Source organism: Saccharothrix xinjiangensis (assembly GCF_039527585.1).
Taxonomy (GTDB): Bacteria; Actinomycetota; Actinomycetes; order Mycobacteriales; family Pseudonocardiaceae; genus Actinosynnema; species Actinosynnema xinjiangensis.
This window is the reverse complement of sequence record NZ_BAAAKE010000011.1, coordinates 142,064-161,006: the sequence shown is the minus strand read 5'-3', so window position 1 is coordinate 161,006 and position 18,943 is coordinate 142,064. Positions and strand designations below refer to the sequence as shown.

Genomic DNA, 18,943 nt, shown 5'->3' with positions numbered 1-18,943 from the left:
AAGCGCTCGCGCGTGCCCGTGCCCACCGGCTCGGCCACCCGCGAGCACCCGGCGGTCGCCCCGCAGGCGAGGGGTGTGCGGGGCCGCCGTCACTCCCCCAGCGACGCGCGCAGCCCGGCCGGGTCGACGCCGAGGCCGCGCAGCGCGGGTCCGATCGGGTCGGCGGGGTCGTCGAGCAGGGCCACGAGCAGGTGCTCGGCGCCCACCACGGCGTCACCCCGGCGGGCCGCCACGAGCCTCGCCCCCGCCGAGGCCCGTTCCAGCTCGCCCTCCGCCGGCTGGACGTCCGCGCCCAGCAGCGCCACCGGGTCCACCCCCGCCGCGCGCAGCGCGACCGCTCCCCCGGACTCGTGCTCCGGGCGCAGCCGCAGGCCGGCGGACGCCAGCTGGTCGTCCAGCGCCAGCACCGCCGCCACGAGGTCGATCGCGGCGGGCGCGGACCGGCCGGCCCGCACGGCGTGCCGTTCCGCCTCGTTCCGCACCACCACGAGCACCGGACCGCCGAGACCGTTGCCCCGGGCGAAGACCCGGAACATCCAGCGCACGTGCCCGCGACCGGCCTCACCCCTCAGCGCCCCGCCCTTGCGCAGCAACCCCACGGCGGGCGCGTCCTCCGGTTCCGCCGCCGCGCGCACGGCCGCGACCGCCGCCCCGACGTCCACCCGCCGCACGGTGAACAGCTCGGCGGCCCGCCCGGACGGCGCGCGCAGCAGGGCCGACGCGAGGTGGGCGGTGGTCAGCACGCCACCCCGGGCGTCGGCGATCGCCTGGCCCAGGCACTCGCGCAAGGCCCCGCTCCCGGGCAGGGCGGTCTGCTGACGGGCGCGATGGCGGGCGCTGTGGCGGGCTCGGTGGTGGGCTTCCCGCAGCAGGGCCGTCACGGCGTCGTCCGGCGCACCACCGGGACCAGCGCCGTCCGGCGCGCTACCGGGACCAACGCCGTCCGGCGCACCACCGGAACCGGCGTCGTCGCCGGCCCAGTGGTCCGAGCCCCGGGCCGCCGCCTCCGCCCGCAGCATGCCCCGACCGAGCACGCGACCCGCGCCGTCCGCGTCGATCAGGGCGATCAGCAGGTTCTCGGTGCCCACGAACGGGAAGCCCAGCCGGGCGGCCCGGCGCACGGCGGCCGCCAGGACGTTGACCACCTGCGGCGACGGGGTGGCGGTGCGGGCGGTGCGTCCGGTCACGGGCTCCTCCTCGGTGCGGGGTTGGCGCCGACGCTACGAACGACCACCGGCCCGGCGCTGCTGCCAACCGGCCACCCCCGCCGGCCGACCAGCCACCCCCGCCGGCCGGTCGGCCTGGAACGCCGGCCGACCGGCGCAAGCCGGTGACCGACCGGACCGGGGAGGATGGGCTCGCCGCCGAACCACCCTGGAGAAGCCCGTGCACCCCCGGCTCCACGACACCGCCGCCGCGATCCGGCGCACCCCGCCGCGCGACGTGCTGCTGTCGTCATTGGTCGTCGTGGCGGGTGCGGTGTCGCCGTGGCTGGTCGCCACGCACGTCGTGGTGGCGGTGGCCGCCCCGGTGGTCAGCGCGGCGCTCGTCCTGGCGCGCCACCGCCGGCCCGTGCCCGCGTTCCTCGGCTCCGCCCTGCTCGGCGCCGCGTCGCCGCTGGGCGCGCTGATCGGCGCGGTGGTCACCGCCGTGACGGCCGGTCGGCGGGTCCGCCCGGTCGGGCGGGCCCTGCTCGTCACGGGCGCGGCGGTCGCGGTGTCGACCGGGGCGGGCGTGCTGCTGGACCCCTCCGGGGAGCCCCTGGGCCTGCTGCTCCTGGTGCACGGGGCGGGTTCGGCGGTGCTGCTGGGCCTGCCCGCGCTGGCCGGCGCGCTGCTGGGCGGTCGACGCCCGCTGACCCGGTTGTTGCGCGAGCGCAACGAGTACCTGGAGCGCGCCGCCCTGCTGACCGCCGCGCACGCCCGCGCGCGGGAACGCGCCCGCATCGCCGGGGAGATGCACGACCTGCTCGGTCACCGGCTCAGCCTGATCTCGATGCACGCCGGCGCGCTGGAGTACCGGACCACGACCAGCGCGCCGCAGCTCAGCGCGCAGGCGGAACTGCTGCGCACGACCGCGGGGACCGCGCTGGACGAGCTGCGGCAGATCCTCGCGGTGCTGGGCGTGCCCGGTGGCGGCGGCGCGGAGGACGCCGAGCTGACCGGCACGCGGGCCGACGTGGCGGCGCTGGTGGAGCACTCGCGCGCCGCGGGCGTCGACGTGCGGCTGGTGTGGCGCGGTGACGACCTGTCCGGCGTGGACGCGCGGACCCGCCGGGCGGTGCACCGGGCCGTGCGCGAGGGGCTGACCAACGTGCACCGGCACGCGGCGACGGCGACCGCCGCGGTGGAGGTCGACGCCGGGGGCGACCGGGTCCGGGTGGCCGTGACCAACGGCCCGGCGCGCGCGCCGCGGGCGCTGCCCGGCACCGGGCGCGGGCTCGTCGCGCTCGGCGAGCGGGTGGCGCTGCTGGGCGGCGGGTTCTCGGCGAAGCCCGAGGCGGGCGGGTTCGCGGTGCGGCTGGACCTGCCCCGGCGACCGCCGGACGTGCCCCTGCTGCCGACGCCGGAGGACGTCGGCGAGGAGGTGCCGCCGCCGCGCGGGACCGACGTGCTGACGGTGCCCCGCGTCCTCGGCATCGGCTGCGTCGCGCTGGTGGTGGGGTTGGCGCTGGTGGCGATGATCGGCGGGTTGGCCGTGCTGCTCGCCGTAAGGTGAGCCGGTGATCCGCGTGCTCATCGCCGACGACGAAGCCCTCATGCGCGCCGGGATCGGCCTGATCCTGGCGAACGCGCCCGACGTCGAGGTGGTGGCGGAGGCGGGCGACGGACCGGCCGCGGTGCGCGCGTGCCGGGAGCACGAGGTGGACGTGGCGCTGCTGGACATCCGGATGCCCGGCGGCGACGGCCTCGCCGCGACCGGTGAGATCTCCCGGCTCAGCCCGCGCACGAACGTCGTGGTGCTCACCACGTTCGGCGAGGACCGCTACGTGGCCGAGGCGATGCGCGCGGGCGCGACGGGGTTCCTGCTCAAGGACACCGGGCCCGCCGACCTGGTGCACGCGGTGCGCACGGCGGCGCGGGGCGAGTCCGTGCTCGCGCCGCAGATCACCCGCAGGCTGGTCGAGCGGCACCTCGTGCCCGGTGACGGCGCGGAGGACGCGCGGCGGCGGGTCCGGGAGCTGTCGCCGACCGAGCGGGACGTGCTGCGGCTGGTGGGCACGGGCGCGTCCAACGCGGAGATCGCCGCCGAGCTGTTCCTCGGCGCCGGCACGGTGAAGGCGCACCTGAGCCGCGTGCTGACCCGGTTGGGCTGCGCGAACCGGGTGCAGGCGGCGATCGTCGCGCACGAGGCGGGCCTGCTCGCCGAACCACCCGGCTGACGCCGACCTCCGGGGTTGACCGCGCGGGTTACCTTTGCGGAGGACGGCGGAAGTGGGTACGGGATGGGGGCCGAACGGCGCAGGCTCGACGACCGGGTGGCGGCAGGCCCGTTCCCCGTGGCGCTGCGGGCGGCCATCGACGGCAGCGGGCTGGGGTTGGAGCGGGTCCGCTACCGGCTCGCGCAGCGCGGCACGCCGGTCAGCGTGGCCACCCTGAGCCAGTGGCAGTCCGGGCGCAGCACACCGACCCGGCACGACTCGCTGGTGGCGATCGGCGTGCTGGAGGAAGTGCTCGGCGTCGTGCCGGGTTCGCTGTCCTCGCTGGTCACCCCGGCGCGCAGGCGCGGGGCCGCGGGCCCGTTGACGCGTGAGGCGGTGTGGCCGCAGGAGCCGCTGGTGCCCCGGCTGCTGAGCCGGTTCGACCGCGACGACGAGCACCTGACCCGGATCGGCCAGCACGACCTGGTCCGCCTCGGCCCGGACCACGACGAGCGGTCGTTGCGCGTCCGGCAGGTGCTGCGCGCCGAGCGCGACGGCGTGACCAGGCTCAGCGCGGCCTACCGGTTCGAGCGGCCGCACCCGGTCGCGCCGCGCGTCAAGCCGCTGCGGCACTGCGCGGTCGAGCACGAGCTGTACCGCCCGGAAATCGGCACGCTGATCGCGTCCCTCGTTTTCGACCGGGTCCTCTCGGCGCACGACGCGATCCTCATCGAATACGAGTTCCTGGTGCCGCCGATGACCGGCAGGTCCTTTTTCGTGGAGCGCAAACTGCGTTTCCCGGTGGGCGACTACGTGCTGGAGGCGGCGTTCGACCCGCGGTCGGTGCCGTCGGCGTGCCGGTGGGAGCTGCGCACCGGCCCGGAGGACACCGTGGCCCGCACCGGGCCCGTCCCGCTCGACTCCTCGGGCTGCGCGCAGCTGGTGGTGCCCGGTGCGGAGCCCGGCCGCTACAGCCTTCACTGGGACCGCTGACCCGGCCCGCACACCGCTGAACGGGTGGTCCGCTTCAAGTTGAGCGGACTCCGGCGGGGAAAAACGCCCGACGCCCGACGTCTTGTCACCATCGCGGGGAAAAGGCGAGACTGAATCCGCTCCCGGGGCCTGGGTGGTCACGAGCCATTCCCGGGACGCGCCTCTTCCGGCGGCGCCCACCGAACACGCGAGGGCATCACGTCATTCGGTGAGCGCTGCCCACACCCTGCGAAGTCGAGGAATTCCCATGCGCTTTTCTTCTCGTGGGCTGCGCCGCGGGCTGACGGTGGCCGCGCTGGCCGCCGTGGTCTCGCCGCTGCTCTCCCTGCCCGCCACCGCCCAACCCGGTGGGACCGTCCACGGCGCGGACAGCCCCGACGCCGTGCCCGGCCGCTACATCGTCACGTTCAAGGACGGCACGTCGGCGCCCGACACCGCCGCGGCCCTGGTGCGCCGGCACGGCGGCGGCCTGCGCCACACCTTCGGCGCGGTGATCCAGGGCTTCTCGGCCTCCCTGACCGAGGCCCAGGCCAGGGCGGTCGCCGCGAACCCCGCGGTGGCCCGCGTCCAGCAGGCGCAGTACGTCCGCGCGCTCGACACCCAGACCAACCCGCCCAACTGGGGCGTCGACCGCATCGACCAGCGGGCCCTGCCGCTCGACGGCTCGTTCACGTACCCGGCGAACCCGGGTCGGGGCGTGCGCGTCTACGTGCTGGACAGCGGCATCAACGCCGGGCACGCCGAGTTCACCGGTCGCGTGGCGCCCGGCCGCGACCTCGTGGACAACGACTCCTCCCCGACCGACTGCCACGGCCACGGCACGCACGTCGCCGGCACCGCGGTGGGCGCCCGCTTCGGCGTGGCCAAGAAGGCGACCGTGTCGGCGGTGCGCGTGCTGGACTGCCGGGGCAACGGCGCGGACGACGACATCATCGCGGGCATCGAGTGGGTGCGCGCCAACGCGGTCAAGCCGGCCGTGGTCAACTACAGCATCGGCTGCCGCAGCCGGTGCTCCAGCCCCGCGATCGACACCGCGGTGAAGAACCTGGTCGGCAGCGGGGTGCAGTTCGTGCAGGCGGCGGGCAACTCCGGTGACGACGCCTGCCACTACAGCCCGCAGTACGTCACCGCCGCCATCACCGTCGGCAACAGCACCAGGAACGACCAGCGGCACAGCGGCACCGGCCCGAGCAACTACGGTTCCTGCCTGGACATCTGGGCGCCGGGCACCGGCATCGTCTCGGCCTCCTATTCCAGCAGCACCGGCGCCGCGACGATGACGGGCACGTCCATGGCCTCGCCGCACGTGGCGGGCGCGGCGGCGCTGTACCTGTCGCGGTACCCGTCGGCGACCCCGGCGCAGGTCCGCAACGCCCTGGTGGACAACTCCTCCACGGGTCGGCTGACGGGCATCGGCAGCACGTCGCCCAACGCCCTGCTCAACACCGGCTTCCTCAACTAACCGCCCGGAACCGACCTCTCGGGACCAACCGCCGACGACCAACCGCCCGACGACCCCCGCCCGGCGCCGACTCTCCCCGGCGCCGGGCGGAGCTCCGCGCGGCGACGGGCCTAGACGGCGACGAGGCGGTGTCGCGCGAGCTCGTCGTAGAACGGCTGGTGGTGCTCGGCGACGCGGCGCAGGTGCTCGTTGGTGTCGGGCGTCTCGCGCCGCTCCGGCGCCTTGGCCACCAGCCCGCTGCTCTCGGCCACTTCCGCGTGCCAGCGGCCCGTGCGCCGCCAGTTCTCCTGCTCACCCGGTTTCCAGCTCAGCGCCTCGGGCATGAACTCCAGCCCGACCCGCTCGCAGTACGCCCGGACCACCGCCTCCGGGTTGGCCACGAGGTCGTCGCCGTCGATCACCAGCGGCACCTCCCCGGTGGTCGACCGCACGGCGTCGAAGATGGCGTGCAGGTACTCGAACCCGTACTCGTCCAGGGCGGCGTCCGGGTTCATGGCGTAGTGCGAGGAGATGGCGCCCTTCGGTTCCCGGATCATGAAGGTGTTGATGACGTCGGTGAACAGGCGGTCGTCCTCCAGCAGCGGCGCGTACCGGTAGTCGGAGGTGTCCTTGGCGAACACCCGGCGCTCGGTGGCGTTGACGTCGAGCAGCGCGTCGAGCAGCTCGACCGGCGACGTGGCTCGCCGGCCCGCGAACTCGAAGTGGCCGTCCACCTGGAGGTACGAGAACGGCTCGTGGGCGACTTCGAGGTCGCCGCGTTCGAGCATGATCCGCAGGAACGCGGTGGACCGCGAGCGGGGCACCGCCCACAGCACCACGGGCTTCGGCGCGGCGCTCACTGCGACCACTCCGTCGGCTTGCGGTCCCAGCGGTGTTCGCGCAGTCGGGTCATCAGCTCCTCGCTCAGCGGTTCGGCGTCACTGGTGGCGATGTTCGCCCGGACGTGCGCGGGGTTGCGCATCCCGGGGATCACGGTGGAGACGTCGGGGTTCTGGAGGATGAAGCGCAGCGCGAGCTCGGGCATGGTCATGCCCTCGGGCACGATCCGGGCCAGCTGCTCGGCCCGCTCCACGCTCGCCTCCAGGTTCTCCGGGACGAAGTAGGTGTTGCGCCAGTCGCCCTCGGGCCAGCGGGTCTCGCGGGTGAGGGTGCCGGTGAGCGTGCCCTCGTCGAAGGGCACCCGGGCGATCACCGCGACGTCCAGCTCGCGGCACGCCGGGAACAGCTCGTCCTCGGGCGCCTGGTCGAAGATGTTGTAGATGACCTGCACCGAGTCGATGAGCCCGGTTTCCAGCGTCCGCAGCACGTTCCAGGGCTCCCACCGGTTGACGCTGATGCCGACGCCCTTGACCAGCCCCCGCTCCTTCATCTCGGCGACGGTGTCCTGCCAGGCCGGGTCGTTCGCCCAGGCGTCCTCCCAGACGTGGAACTGGAACAGGTCCACGGACGGCGCGCCGAGCCCTTCGAGGCTGCGGCGCAGGTACTCCCAGAGGTGGTCCGGCGGGTACACGTCGGACAGCCGCGACTCCCGGGTGGACGGCCACCGGCGGTCCTTGGGCGGCGGTTTGGTCGCGGTCCGGAGCCTGCGCTCCGGGTGCCGCCGGACGAGCCTCCCGAGCATCTCCTCGCTGTGCCCGCGGCCGTAGATCCAGGCGGTGTCGAAGAACGTGCACCCCAGCCCCACGGCCTCGTCGAGCGCCGCCTCACCCGTCTCGTCGTCGGCGCCGGTCCACCCGCCCTCCCCGCCCGCGACGCCCCACATGCCGCAGCCGATGTCGCCGACCCGCCAGTCCAGGCGGCCGAATCGTCGCTCACGCATCGGTTCCTCCTCCCACTCCTAGACGGTGGCCACCCGGCTCCAGCGGTTGCCGCCCGAGCCGAACCTGGTCTGCTGCACCACTCCGCCGGCGACCTTCACCCGCTCGACGCGGGCGATGCCCCGGTGGACGGACAGGGTCACGCTGCCGCCGACCTCGTCGAGGAGCCGGTCGACGCCGTCCCGCGCCGCGCGCGCGGCCGGTTCGAGCCACCGCCCCTCGTACATCGCGGCGCCCAGGGCGGCGCCCAGCCGGTCGTAGAGCTCGCGCCCGGCGGCGTCGAGGCAGGCTTGCAGGATGCGGGTCCAGGCGCGTTCGAGCAGTTCCAGGCCCGGCGCCTCGTAGATGCCCCGGCAGACGGTGCCGATGATGCGCCGCTCGACCACGTCGCGCAGCCAGACGCCCTGCCGCGCGCCGACCTCGTTGGCGCGCGCCATCCAGTCGACCGGGTCGGGTCCGCTGCCGTCGACGTCGACGACCCGTCCGTCGCGGAAGGTGATGGTGACGGTCTCGGGCTCGGCCGGGGCCTGCTCGGGCCACCGGCTCCACCGGGGGTCGAGCCGGGTGACCGGCGTGTCGAGGTCCTCCAGCTCGGCCGACTCGTGCGAGGCGCCGGCGAGGTTGGCGTCGGTGGACCGCTCGGTCCCGCTGCCCGGGTCGAGGCGCAGCCCGTGCCGGACGACGGCTTCGGTCATGGCGGCGCGGTCGGGGAACCGCTCCAGCGCCCGCGGGTCCGTCCAGGGTTCGAGGACGGTCAGCTCCGGCGCGACCTGGGCGCTGTAGCGGGCGAAGCGCCGCTGGTCGTTGCCGCCGCCGACGCAGCCGTGGGCGAGCACCCGGCAGCCGTCCTCCCGCATCAGCGGCGCCAGCTCGTTGACGAGCACGAAGCGCGCGGCGCCGGTCGTGTTCCAGTAGCCGCCGTCGTGGCGGGCGCGGTACCGCAGCAGGTCCGACGCCACGGCGGCCATCGACGACCTCAGGTCGACGAGCACGACCTCGGCGCCGAACGCCCGCAGGGAAGAGACGAGCGCGTCCAGTTCCGCGCGATCCGATTGCCCGATGTCGGCGACGTAGTGCTTCGTCGGGGCGGACAGCTCGTGGAGCCAGATCCCGACGGCCAGGGAGGAAAGACCTCCCACTTGAAATAACCCGGTACGTTCGTTTTCACCGGCCCGAAGCACGCGCTCCTCCTCGCGTAGAAGAACAGGGGGATTCGACGATCAATACGTCGACGTCCACCGACCTTAACGCGCGGCCGGCGATCCGACATGTTGATCAGGGCCCACTTCGGCATTACGCAAAGTAATAACACCCTGATCGACGTGATCTACCCCGGCGTGCTTTCAGGTGCATTCTTCCTGGTGGCGGCGGGAGCGCGCGGGCCGATCGGGGCGGCGAACTCGAAGATCATCGTCCACAATGGGCAAAGGAAACTTTACTCTGTTCGAGTGACGGCGGCATGGTGACCAGGACGTCGGGTACCCCTGTGACATGGGATTACAGGTGCAGATGATCGAGCACCCGCTGATCCTCCGCCACCACCCCTGCGGAACCACCACTGGCGGCACGACATTCGGCATTGAGCGGATCAACACCCGACTGCTCGGCACTGGGGCCCCGGAGGATGCGGTGACGAGGGCGTTCGCCCCCGTCACCGATTGGCGCACGCACACCCGCAACACCGGATTTGCACATCGACTTCGGCATTCCACGAATACTTGACCGGATCAGCTGCCGATCCACGTGAAAGAGGCACCTCCCGCCAGTCGAGACTATGGGGACTCGATGCGAAGCCATGAGCACACGCACTCGAACGACCACGACCTGAGCCCTGTCCACTTATCCCTGGGGCCGCGGCACGCGTTCCCGCGGGACAGCACCGTCCTCGACCTGTTCCGCGAGCAGGCGCGCGCCGCGCCGGACCGTCCCGCGATCCGCTACCGGGACGTCACGATGACCTACGCCGACCTCGACGCCGCGTCCGACGTGGTGGCCAACCGGTTGATCGGCCGCGGCGTGGCGGCGCGGCAGCTCGTGCCCGTGCTGGTGGCGGACGGACCCGAGTTCCCGACCGCGCTCTTCGGGGTGATGAAGACGGGCTCGGCGTTCGTGCCGCTGGACCCGGCCTGGCCGCTCGACCGCCTCGGCGCGATCGTGGCCGAGCTGGCGCCGCCCGCCGTCGTGGTGTCGCCCGCGACCGCGGGCACGGCCGCCGAGCTGGGGCCGTCCGTGTCGGCCGTCGTCGTCGACTGCGCGGAGCCGCCACCCGGTCCCGCCGGCTCCGCGCCCCTGCCGCCGGGCCGCGACCCCGGACCCCTCGACCTGATCTACGGGTTCTACACGTCCGGTTCGACCGGTGCGCCCAAGTGCGCGCTCAACCACCACCGCGGCCTGGTCAACAGGCTGACCGCGATGTCGCGCCGGTTCGGCGACGGGTCCGGCCACGTGACGCTCCAGAACAGCCGGTCCACGTTCGACTCCTCGATGTGGCAGGTGCTGTGGCCGCTGGTGTCCGGCGGGCAGGTCGTGCTGCCGCACCGCGACGGCATCCTCGACCTGGAGGAGACCGCGACGACCATCGGCCGCTACGGGGTCACGGTCACCGACTTCGTGCCGTCCGTGCTCGCGGCGTTCGTCGCGCTGCTGGAGCTGCGCGAGGACCTGCGCGACGCGACGTCGAGCCTGCGGCGGATGCTCATCGGCGGCGAGGCGGCCAACGCCGGCGTCGTGCACCGGCTGCGCGCGCTGCTGCCCGGTGTCGAGGTCACCAACACGTTCGGGCCGACGGAGTGCTCGATCGGGTCGGTGTTCCACGACGTCACGGACGCCGACGTGGACCGGATCCCGATCGGGCGCCCCATCGACAACACCGCCGCGATCGTGCTCGACGAGGACCTGCGACCCGTCCCCGTCGGCACGCCCGGCGAGATCCACCTCGGCGGCGAGTGCCTCGGCGCGGGCTACCTCAACGACCCCGAGCGCACCGCGCGGGCGTTCGTGGACAACCCGGTCCCCGGCGTGCCCGGCGACCGGCTCTACCGGACGGGCGACCTGGGACGGGTCGACGAGGACGGGCTGCTGCACTTCATCGGCCGGGGCGACGAGCAGGTCAAGCTCGGCGGCGTGCGGGTGGAGCTGGGCGACGTCGCCTCCGCCCTGTCCGACCACCCGCTCGTGGGCAGCGCGATGGCGGTCGTGCTCGGCGAGGCGCCGGAGTGCGCGCTGGTCGGCTGCGTCACGCCGCGGTCGGCGGACGAGCCGCCGTCGGTCGAGCAGCTCCGCGAGCACGCGGCGGGGAAGCTCCCGGCGGAGCACGTGCCGCAGCGCATCGTCGTGCTCGACGCCTTCCCGCTCAACCGCAACGGCAAGGCCGACCGCAAGGCGCTGACCGCGCTCCTGGCGAACGGGGCCGGGTCGGCGGAGGGCCCGGTGGAGGACGTGGAGCCGCCCGCCGACCCGATGGAGGAGCTGATCTGCTCCGCGTGGTGCGAGGTGCTGGAGCGGGACCGGGTCTCGGTGACCGTGCCGTTCCCCGACTACGGCGGCAACTCGCTGGCCGCGTACCGGCTCACCGTCGCGGTCAGCGAGCGGCTGGGCAGGCCGGTGCGGCCCAGGGACTTCCTCGTCGCCTCGACCGTGCGCGCCCAGGCGCAGCGGCTGACCGGCGACGGCGACGACGACAGCGCCGAGCTGGCCTACATGAGGCACGACCTGGAGTGGAGCCCGCCGCGGTCGCTGCTGCTCACCGGCGTGACCGGGTTCGTCGGCGCGCACGTCCTCGCCGAGCTGCTGGTGCGCTCCAACGCCGACCTGATCTGCCTGGTCCGGTGCTCCGACCCGGCCGACGGCGCCCGGCGGCTGGACGAGGTCCTCGACCGGTACCGGCTGACGTCCGCCCGCCGGCAGCTGCCCGAGGCGATCAGGAGCGGGCGGGCCGAGGTGGTCCCCTGCGACCTGGGCAGCGAGCTGCTCGGCCTGTCGCAGGAGCGGTTCGACGAGCTCGCGTCGACCGTGTCCGGCATCGTCAACGCCGCGGGCGCGGTCAACTTCCTGACCGACTACCTGGACCACCGGCCGACCAACGTGCTCGGCGTGCAGGAGCTGATCAAGCTCGCCGCGGGCGGCGCGCGCGTGCACACCCTGTCCACCCTGAGCATCTTCCCGGCCGCCGGGCCGACCGACCCGCTCATCACCGAGGACCAGGTCCCGGAGCCGGAGCAGGTCGCCGAGGACGGCTACAACCGGTCGAAGTACGTCGCGGAGTGCCTGCTGGCCACCGCGCGCAAGCAGGGCGTCGAGTCGGTGGCGTACCGGCTCGGCGAGGTGTGGCCGCACCGGTCGACGGGCGTGGCGAACCCCGGTTCGCTGGCGCACAACCTGCTGTACGCGTGCGTCCGCACCGGGTGCGTCTTCCCGACCGGGGCGGCGACCGACCTGACGCCGGTGGACGTGGTGAGCCGGTTCGTGGCCCGCGCCGCCACCGGCGACGTCGAGGTGCCCGACGGCGCGGTGCACGTGCTGTGGCCCGTGTCGCTGCGCTTCGCCGAGGCGTTCGAGGCGCTGGCCGAGCGGTGCCGGCTCGACCGGGTCGGCTACGCGGAGTTCCGCGCCCGCCTGGAGGCCGTCGCCGAGCCCGACGAGCGGCTCGTCCGGCTCAGCCTGCTGCTGCCGCCACCGGTCGACGGCAGCGACGAGGCGCCACCCGAGTTCGACGGGATGTTCACCGACAGCTCCCGGCAGTTCGACACCGAGCGGTTCGGCCGCTCGGCCCCGTCGGCGCGGCCGGCGGCCGGGCTCGAAGCGCTCGACCGCTACCTGACCGAGCTGGCCGACGTTCCCGCCCTGGTAGCACAGGAGAGGTAAGCGCTATGGAGGAGAAGTTCGTCGTGGTGGTGAACCACGAGGAGCAGTACTCGATCTGGCCCGCCGGCAGGGACATCCCCGACGGCTGGCGCGAAGCCGGCGCCGAAGGCGACAAGGACGAGTGCCTGGCGCACATCGCGCAGGTGTGGACCGACTTGCGCCCGTTGAGCGTGCGAAGGTGAAGGAGGAGACCGAGACCATGAGCACCACACCAGAGGGCGGCAACGTCGCCGACATCCGGCGCGCCTTGCTGGAGATGAAGGTCCGCCAGCGCGTGGCGGAGAAGGCCGAGCGGGAGCGGATCGTCGCGGTGCCCCGCACCGAGAAGATGGCCATCGCCGAGCAGCAGCGGTTCCTGTGGTTCCTGCACCAGATGGTCGCGGGCGCCCCGGTGTACAACGTGCCGTTCGCGATGCGCCTGCGCGGGCAGCTCGACGTGGACGCGCTGTCCGGCGCGCTGCGCGGGATCGTGTCGCGGCACGAGAGCCTGCGCACCCGGTTCGGCGACGAGCACGGCGTGCCGTTCCAGCGGGTCGACCCGCCGCCCTCGACGTGGGAGCTGCCGGTCGTCGACGGGTCCGAGGAGTCCGTCCAGGACTGGATCGACGAGCACGTGCGCGAGGAGTTCGACCTGCGCAACGAGCCTCCGTACCGGTTCGGCCTGCTGCGCCTCGGCCCCGACGACCACGTGCTGTCCATCGTGTGGCACCACATCGTCATCGACGGCTGGTCGTCGCGCCAGTTCGCCGAGGAGCTGACGGCCCGCTACACCGACCCGGACGGCGCGGAGTTCCCCGAGCTGACCCTCCAGCCCGCCGACTACGCGGCGTGGCAGCGGCTGTGGCTGCTCAGCGAGGAGCCGACCAAGCAGATCGACTACTGGCACTCCGCCGTGGACGGCATGGAGCCGCTGGAGTGGCGCAGCGACCACCAGCGGCCGGCCGCGCCCACCGGTGCGGGGCGCATCCACGAGGCCCGCCTGCCCGACGACCTCGCGCGCGGCATCCGCGAGCTGGCGAAGAGCGAGAACGTCTCGCTGCTCGCCCTGACGATGGCCGCCTACCAGGTCGTGCTGGGCCGCTACACCGGTCAGGAGGACATCGCGCTCGGGTCGGTCCTGTCCGGCCGGACGCGCTCCGAGACCGAGTCCATGATGGGCTTCTTCGCCAACACGGTGATCGTCCGCGGCGACCTCCAGGGCAACCCCACGTTCCGCGACCTGGCGCAGGCCGCCAACAACAACGTCATCGAGGCGATGGCGAACCAGGACGTGCCGTTCGGCCGCCTGGTCGAGGAGCTGAAGCCGGAGCGGGTGCCGGGCCGCAACCCGGTGGTCGCGCACCTGTTCACCCTGCTGCCGGAGTCGATGATCGCGCGCTGGAGCTTCCCCGGCGTCGAGGTCGAGATGCTGACGCCGCAGCCCGAGACGTGCCGGTTCGACTGCACCTTCCAGATCAACGACCTGCCGGACGGCGGGCTGGGCGTGTGGATCGAGTACTCCTCGGAGCTGTTCGAGCACGAGAGCATCGAGCGGCTGGTGCGGCACTTCAGCACGGTCATGGCCGACGCGCTGAGCCGCCCGGACGCCCGGCTGGACGAGCTGGGCATCATGTCCGAGGACGAACAGCGGCGCGTGCTCACCGAGTGGAACCCCGAGCAGGGCGAGGTCGACGGCCGCCTGCTGCACGAGCTGGTCGCGGCGCGCGTCGCCGAGGCGCCCGACGCGGTCGCGATGCGCTTCGGCGGGGAGGACCTGACCTACGCGCAGCTCGACGAGCGGTCCAACCGGCTGGCGAACGCGCTCGTCGAGGACTTCAAGGTGGAGCCGGGGCGCGTGGTCGGCGTGCTGCTGGAGCGCGGGTTCGACCTGCCGGCCGCCGAGCTGGGCGTGCTCAAGGCGGGCGGCGCCTGGCTGGCGCTCGACCCGCAGTACCCGGCGGACCGGCTCGCCTACCAGCTGGGCGACGCCGACGTGGCCGCCGTGGTGACGACGTCGGACCTGGCCGACAAGGTGCCCTCGGAGATCGGACGGGTCCTGCTGGACACGGACGCCCTCGACGGCCGCGAGGTCTCGCCCCCCTCGGTGAGCGTGGGGCAGGAGGACGCGGCCTACGTCATCTACACGTCGGGTTCGACCGGCACCCCCAAGGGCGTCATCGTCCCCCACCGGGCCGTGGTCAACTTCTGCACCACCTTCCAGCGGATGTTCTCCGTGACGCCGGACGACCGCATCGTGCAGTTCTCCAACCCGGCCTTCGACGTGAGCGTGTCGGACGTGTTCTCGACGCTGACCGCCGGCGGCACCATCGTGGGCGCGCCGCGCGCCGAGCTGCTCGACCCGGAGAAGCTCCAGGCGCTGCTGTCGCAGGAGCGGGTGACCATGGTGGACATCCCGCCCGCCGTGCTCGGGCTGCTCGACCCGTCCGAGCTGGACGACCTGCGGGTGTGCTTCATCGGCATGGAGCCGTTCGGCCCGGAGCTGGTCAACCGGTGGAGCAAGCCGGGGCGCGAGTTCCACAACGGGTACGGCCCCACCGAGGTCACCGTCACGTGCGTCGACTACCTGTGCCCGCCGGAGCCGCTGGACGGTCCGCCGCCGATCGGGCGGGCCATGGCCAACCAGCGCGCCTACGTGCTCGACAGCGCGTTGCGGCCGGTGCCGGTCGGCGTGCCCGGCGAGCTGTTCATGGCGGGCGCGGGCCTGGCGACCGGCTACCTCGGCCGCCCCGACCAGACCGCCGCGAAGTTCCTGCCCGACCCGTTCGCCGCGAACCCGGGCGAGCGCATGTACGCCACCGGCGACCTGGTGCGCTGGAACACCGACGGCAACCTGGAGTTCCTGGGTCGAGTCGACCGCCAGGTGAAGCTGCGCGGCCTGCGGGTCGAGCTGGGCGAGGTCGAGCACGCCATCGAGGGCTTCGAGGGCGTGCGGCAGTGCGTCGTGACCGTGCGCGAGGCGGGCACGCCGTCGGCCTGGCTCGCCGCCTACGTCGTCGGCGAGTTCGAGCAGGACGCGCTGCGCGAGCACCTGACCGGGCGACTGCCCCTGCACATGGTGCCGACCGACTTCGTGGAGCTGGAGCAGCTCCCGCTGACCTCGACCGGCAAGGTCGACCACGCGAAGCTGCCCGACCCGCGGCCCGGCGGCGACGAGAAGCCGGTCGAGCTGACCACCGAGACGGAGCGCCGGATCGCCGAGATCTGGACCGGCCTGCTGAGCCTCGAACCGGGCAGCGTCGGCGCGCAGGACAACTTCTTCGTCCTCGGCGGCAACTCGCTCCAGGTGACGCAGATGATCTCGCGGGTGCGCGACGCCTTCCAGGTCACCCTGGACCCGCGGCGGCTGTTCAGCTACCCGCTGCTCAGCCAGTTCGCCGAGAAGGTCGACGACGCGCAGCGCGCGCTGCTGGGCGACGACGAGGTGGCGCAGCTGGAGGCCCAGATCGCCGAGATGTCGGAGGAGGAAGTCGACCGGCTGCTGGGGAAGTCCAGCTGATGGACGCCGCACGGCCGACCACCCTGGAGGAGAAGCGGAGCGCGTTGCTGCGGCTCCGGTTGCGGGACAGGCGGGAGGAGGCCCTCGCGCGAAGCGGGGCCGCCCCCGTCCCCCCGGGACCGGGCTCGCCGCGACGGGCGGTGTCCCCGCTCGTGCCGCTCAAGCCCGAGGGCACGCGGCCCCCGCTGTTCCTCGTGCACGCGGTGGGCGGGTCGGTCGCGCCCTACGTCGCGCTGGCCGCGCTGCTGGGCGACGACCAGCCCGTGCACGCGCTGGAGAGCCCCGGCCTGGACGGCGGCCCGGTCGAGCAGCGGTCGCTGCCCGACACGGCCGCCGCCTACCTGGCCGCGGTGCGCGAGGTCCGGCCCGACGGGCCGCTGGTCCTGGGCGGCTGGTCGGCCGGCGGCGCGGTGGCGCTGGAGATGGCGCGCCAGGACGGTGACGTCGGGGTGGTGCTGGTGCTCGACACCGGCATCCCCGACGCGCCGTCCGCACCCCGCGACGACGAGCTGCGCGCCTGGTTCGACGCCGACGTCGCGGGGATGGGCGTCGAACCGGGCGGGTCCGAGCTGGCGACGCGGTTCGAGGTGTTCTCGGCCAACGTGCGCGCGTTCCTGGCGCACCGGCCGTCGCGCGTCGACGCGCGGGTGGTGCTGCTGTCCTCGGAGGACTCCGGCTCCGCGTACGTCGAGCGGTGGCGGCCCCTCGCCGACGCCGTCCGCGTGGTGTCGGGCGACCACTACACCATGCTCCAACCCCCACACATCGATGCGCTGGCGGAAGCGATGCGCGACGAATTGAGCGAGGTGAGTGCACGATGATGCCGGCCTGCACGCCGGAACAGGAAGAATTCCGACGAGAAGTCTGCAAGCTGCTGTGCGAGGACCCGGTGCGCGACGAGATCGCGCGGTCCCGGCGGATGCCGTTCGGGCAGGAGACCGGTCTGCTCGACGTGCACCGGCGGCTGGGCAAGCTCGGCTGGCTCGCGATCAACTGGCCGGAGCGCTACGGCGGGTCGGGCGGCACGATCGTGGACAAGGCGATCGTCACCGAGGAGATGATCCGCCACGGCGTGCCCGAGAACGTGCACTCGCTGGGCGTGGACATCGTCGGCAACGCCATCAACCTGTTCGGCACCCCGGAGCAGAAGGAGCGGTTCCTGCCGGGCCTCGCGCGCGGTGAGACCACGGCCAACGTGCTGTTCAGCGAGCCGGACGTCGGCTCCGACCTGGCGTCGCTGACCACGCGCGCCGAGCCGGACGGCGACAACTGGCGCCTGCGCGGCCGGAAGATCTACAACATGAAGGCGCAGCACAGCGATTTCGCGCTGTGCGCGGCCCGCACGTCGACCGGTCCGGTGAACTTCTTCGGCATCACGCTGTTCCTGGTGCCGCTCCAGAGCGTCGGCGTGGTCATCGAGCCGGTGTGGAACCTGTCCGAGGAGCGGTTCGACCTGGTGACGCTCGGCGGGATCCGCGTCGGGCCCGAGGACGTGCTCGGCGACGTCGACGACGGGTGGCAGGTGCTCAACAACGTGCTGCCCCTGGAGCGCACCGGGCTCGACCACTCGGCCAAGGCGGAGCGCACGCTGGCCGCGCTGCGCGAGCACGCGCCGCCCGGCTCCGAGGAACGCCTGGTGGAGCTGGAGACGCGGGTGCGCGCGGCCCGGCTGCTGGCCTGGCGGTGCATCGCCAACCTGCACGAGGGGAAGCCCGACGAGGTGCACTCGGCGACCGCCAAGTGGTACACGTCCGAGACGGCCAAGGCGCTGTCGGTGGCGGCGGTCGAGCTGCTCGGGCCGCAGGCGCTGCTGGACGCGCGCGACCCCTCGTCGATCGCCGAGGGCCTGTTCGACTCCTCGCTGCGCGAGGCGCCGGGCCTCACGCTCGCCCAGGGGTCCTCGGAAGTGATGCTCTACTTCGTCGCCACGTCGAAACTGGGGTTGCCGTCATGACGGACAGGGGAACCGCGGCCATCGCGGACTTCTTCGACGAGGAACTGGCGCCGATGGTGCGCCGGATGGCCGACCGGCCGCGCACGGGCGCGGAGGACGGCGAGGACGGCCGCGAGATCCGCTCGATGGTGTGGCAGGGGCTGGTCGGGCTCGGCGCGCTCGACGAGCCCGACGGCACGCGGGTGGCCGAGCTGCTCGGGTCGGTGCTGTACCAGGGGCCGCTGCTGGACACGCTCACCGCGCGGGAGCTGTTCCCGGACGGGGGCGTCGGGCACTCGCCGGTGGCGCTGGCGGTCTCGGACGAGCCGCTGACCGCCGGGGGCGACTCGATCACCGCGCGGCGGTCCTTCGTCGGGTTCGCGACGGAGGTGGACCACTTCGTCGTCGGCGGCGCCGGCGACGACGGCACGAGCCTGGCGCTCGTGCCCGCCGACCACCCGTCCATCCAGGTGCGGCGGCACGAGGAGACCGGCCGGGGCGAGGCGTACGAGGTGGAGTTCGCGGACACGCCCGTGACCGCGTGGGCCGGCTCCGCCGAGTGGGGGCCGGCGCTGGCCACCGCGCGCGTCCGCCAGGCCGCCTACCTGGTGGGGCTGTCGCAGGCCGCGCTCGACCACGCCGTCGAGTACGCCAAGGCGCGCCGCCAGTTCGGCCAGCCCATCGGCAAGTTCCAGGGCGTGGCGTTCCGGCTCAGCGAGCTGTCCATGCACGTCGACGCGACGCGCCTGCTGGTGCACGACCGCGACGCGGTCGCGCACGCGGCGGCCGTCCTCGCCGCGGCGGCGGAGCTGGCGCTCCGCCTGACCGTGCAGACGATGCAGGTCAACGGGGCGGCGGGCATGGTCTCCGACAACGACGCCCAGCTGTACTACCGGCGGGCCGCGGTCGAGTCGGTGCGGCTCGGCACCCCGTCCCGGCTGCGGCGCGACGGTCGGGGGACGCCATGACGGTGGAGCCGACGACGGCCGGCCGGGGGCAGGTGGTTCGCGGGGGGTTA

The 18,943-nt window shown here is 73.7% G+C and carries 16 protein-coding genes; 12 read left to right on the top strand and 4 right to left on the bottom strand.

Annotated features, from left to right (window positions below):
* Positions 1-89 precede the first annotated feature (89 nt).
* Positions 90-1,187, bottom strand: a complete 1,098-nt coding sequence (locus tag ABD223_RS23065) for a Clp protease N-terminal domain-containing protein (RefSeq protein ID WP_344038481.1) — start codon at positions 1,185-1,187, stop codon at positions 90-92.
* 199 nt (positions 1,188-1,386) lie between these two features.
* Here ABD223_RS23065 and ABD223_RS23060 point away from each other — a divergent pair, with 199 nt between their 5' ends.
* From ABD223_RS23060 to ABD223_RS23045, 4 genes are all read left to right on the top strand, one after another.
* Complete coding sequence (locus tag ABD223_RS23060; RefSeq protein ID WP_344038480.1) at positions 1,387-2,718, top strand: sensor histidine kinase; 1,332 nt, start codon at positions 1,387-1,389, stop codon at positions 2,716-2,718.
* A gap of 4 nt (positions 2,719-2,722) precedes the next feature.
* Complete coding sequence (locus ABD223_RS23055; RefSeq protein WP_344038479.1) at positions 2,723-3,382, top strand: response regulator transcription factor; 660 nt, start codon at positions 2,723-2,725, stop codon at positions 3,380-3,382.
* A gap of 63 nt (positions 3,383-3,445) precedes the next feature.
* Positions 3,446-4,354: an XRE family transcriptional regulator gene (locus ABD223_RS23050; protein WP_344038478.1), complete on the top strand. Its 909-nt coding sequence runs from the start codon at positions 3,446-3,448 to the stop codon at positions 4,352-4,354.
* Between the two features lie 247 nt (positions 4,355-4,601).
* A complete protein-coding gene (locus ABD223_RS23045) occupies positions 4,602-5,816 on the top strand; it encodes a S8 family peptidase (RefSeq protein ID WP_344038477.1) in 1,215 nt (404 codons plus the stop codon).
* A gap of 110 nt (positions 5,817-5,926) precedes the next feature.
* On the opposite strand, the gene ABD223_RS23040 is transcribed toward ABD223_RS23045, so the two are convergent.
* Genes ABD223_RS23040 through ABD223_RS23030 form a run of 3 tightly spaced genes read right to left on the bottom strand, consistent with a single transcriptional unit; the run spans position 5,927 to position 8,772 of the window.
* Complete coding sequence (locus ABD223_RS23040; RefSeq protein ID WP_344038476.1) at positions 5,927-6,655, bottom strand: sulfotransferase-like domain-containing protein; 729 nt, start codon at positions 6,653-6,655, stop codon at positions 5,927-5,929.
* Complete coding sequence (locus ABD223_RS23035; RefSeq protein WP_344038475.1) at positions 6,652-7,635, bottom strand: aldo/keto reductase; 984 nt, start codon at positions 7,633-7,635, stop codon at positions 6,652-6,654. Before ABD223_RS23035 ends, ABD223_RS23040 begins: the two co-directional genes overlap by 4 nt.
* 18 nt (positions 7,636-7,653) lie before the next feature.
* On the bottom strand, positions 7,654-8,772 hold the full coding sequence (locus ABD223_RS23030) for an argininosuccinate synthase domain-containing protein (RefSeq protein WP_344038474.1): 1,119 nt from the start codon (positions 8,770-8,772) through the stop codon (positions 7,654-7,656).
* Between the two features lie 129 nt (positions 8,773-8,901).
* On the opposite strand from ABD223_RS23030, the gene ABD223_RS23025 reads away from it, so the two are divergent.
* The 8 genes from ABD223_RS23025 (at position 8,902) to ABD223_RS22990 (ending at position 18,893) form a co-directional block, all read left to right on the top strand.
* Positions 8,902-9,099, top strand: a complete 198-nt coding sequence (locus tag ABD223_RS23025) for a hypothetical protein (RefSeq protein ID WP_344038472.1) — start codon at positions 8,902-8,904, stop codon at positions 9,097-9,099.
* A 37-nt stretch (positions 9,100-9,136) separates the two neighbouring features.
* Positions 9,137-9,355 carry a hypothetical protein gene (locus ABD223_RS23020; RefSeq protein ID WP_344038470.1) on the top strand — a complete coding sequence of 73 codons (219 nt, stop codon included), beginning with the start codon at positions 9,137-9,139 and terminating at the stop codon, positions 9,353-9,355.
* Between the two features lie 63 nt (positions 9,356-9,418).
* Complete coding sequence (locus tag ABD223_RS23015) at positions 9,419-12,496, top strand: non-ribosomal peptide synthetase (protein WP_344038469.1); 3,078 nt, start codon at positions 9,419-9,421, stop codon at positions 12,494-12,496.
* Positions 12,497-12,501: 5 nt separating this feature from the next.
* A complete protein-coding gene (locus tag ABD223_RS23010; protein ID WP_344038468.1) occupies positions 12,502-12,678 on the top strand; it encodes an MbtH family protein in 177 nt (58 codons plus the stop codon).
* Positions 12,679-12,695: 17 nt separating this feature from the next.
* Positions 12,696-15,992 carry a non-ribosomal peptide synthetase gene (locus ABD223_RS23005; RefSeq protein ID WP_344038467.1) on the top strand — a complete coding sequence of 1,099 codons (3,297 nt, stop codon included), beginning with the start codon at positions 12,696-12,698 and terminating at the stop codon, positions 15,990-15,992.
* A complete protein-coding gene (locus tag ABD223_RS23000; protein ID WP_344038466.1) occupies positions 15,992-16,813 on the top strand; it encodes a thioesterase domain-containing protein in 822 nt (273 codons plus the stop codon). The genes ABD223_RS23005 and ABD223_RS23000 overlap by 1 nt, the downstream gene beginning before the upstream one ends.
* On the top strand, positions 16,810-17,946 hold the full coding sequence (locus ABD223_RS22995) for an acyl-CoA dehydrogenase family protein (RefSeq protein WP_344038464.1): 1,137 nt from the start codon (positions 16,810-16,812) through the stop codon (positions 17,944-17,946). The genes ABD223_RS23000 and ABD223_RS22995 overlap by 4 nt, the downstream gene beginning before the upstream one ends.
* A complete protein-coding gene (locus ABD223_RS22990) occupies positions 17,943-18,893 on the top strand; it encodes an acyl-CoA dehydrogenase family protein (RefSeq protein WP_344038463.1) in 951 nt (316 codons plus the stop codon). The genes ABD223_RS22995 and ABD223_RS22990 overlap by 4 nt, the downstream gene beginning before the upstream one ends.
* The last annotated feature ends 50 nt before the right edge of the window (positions 18,894-18,943 follow it).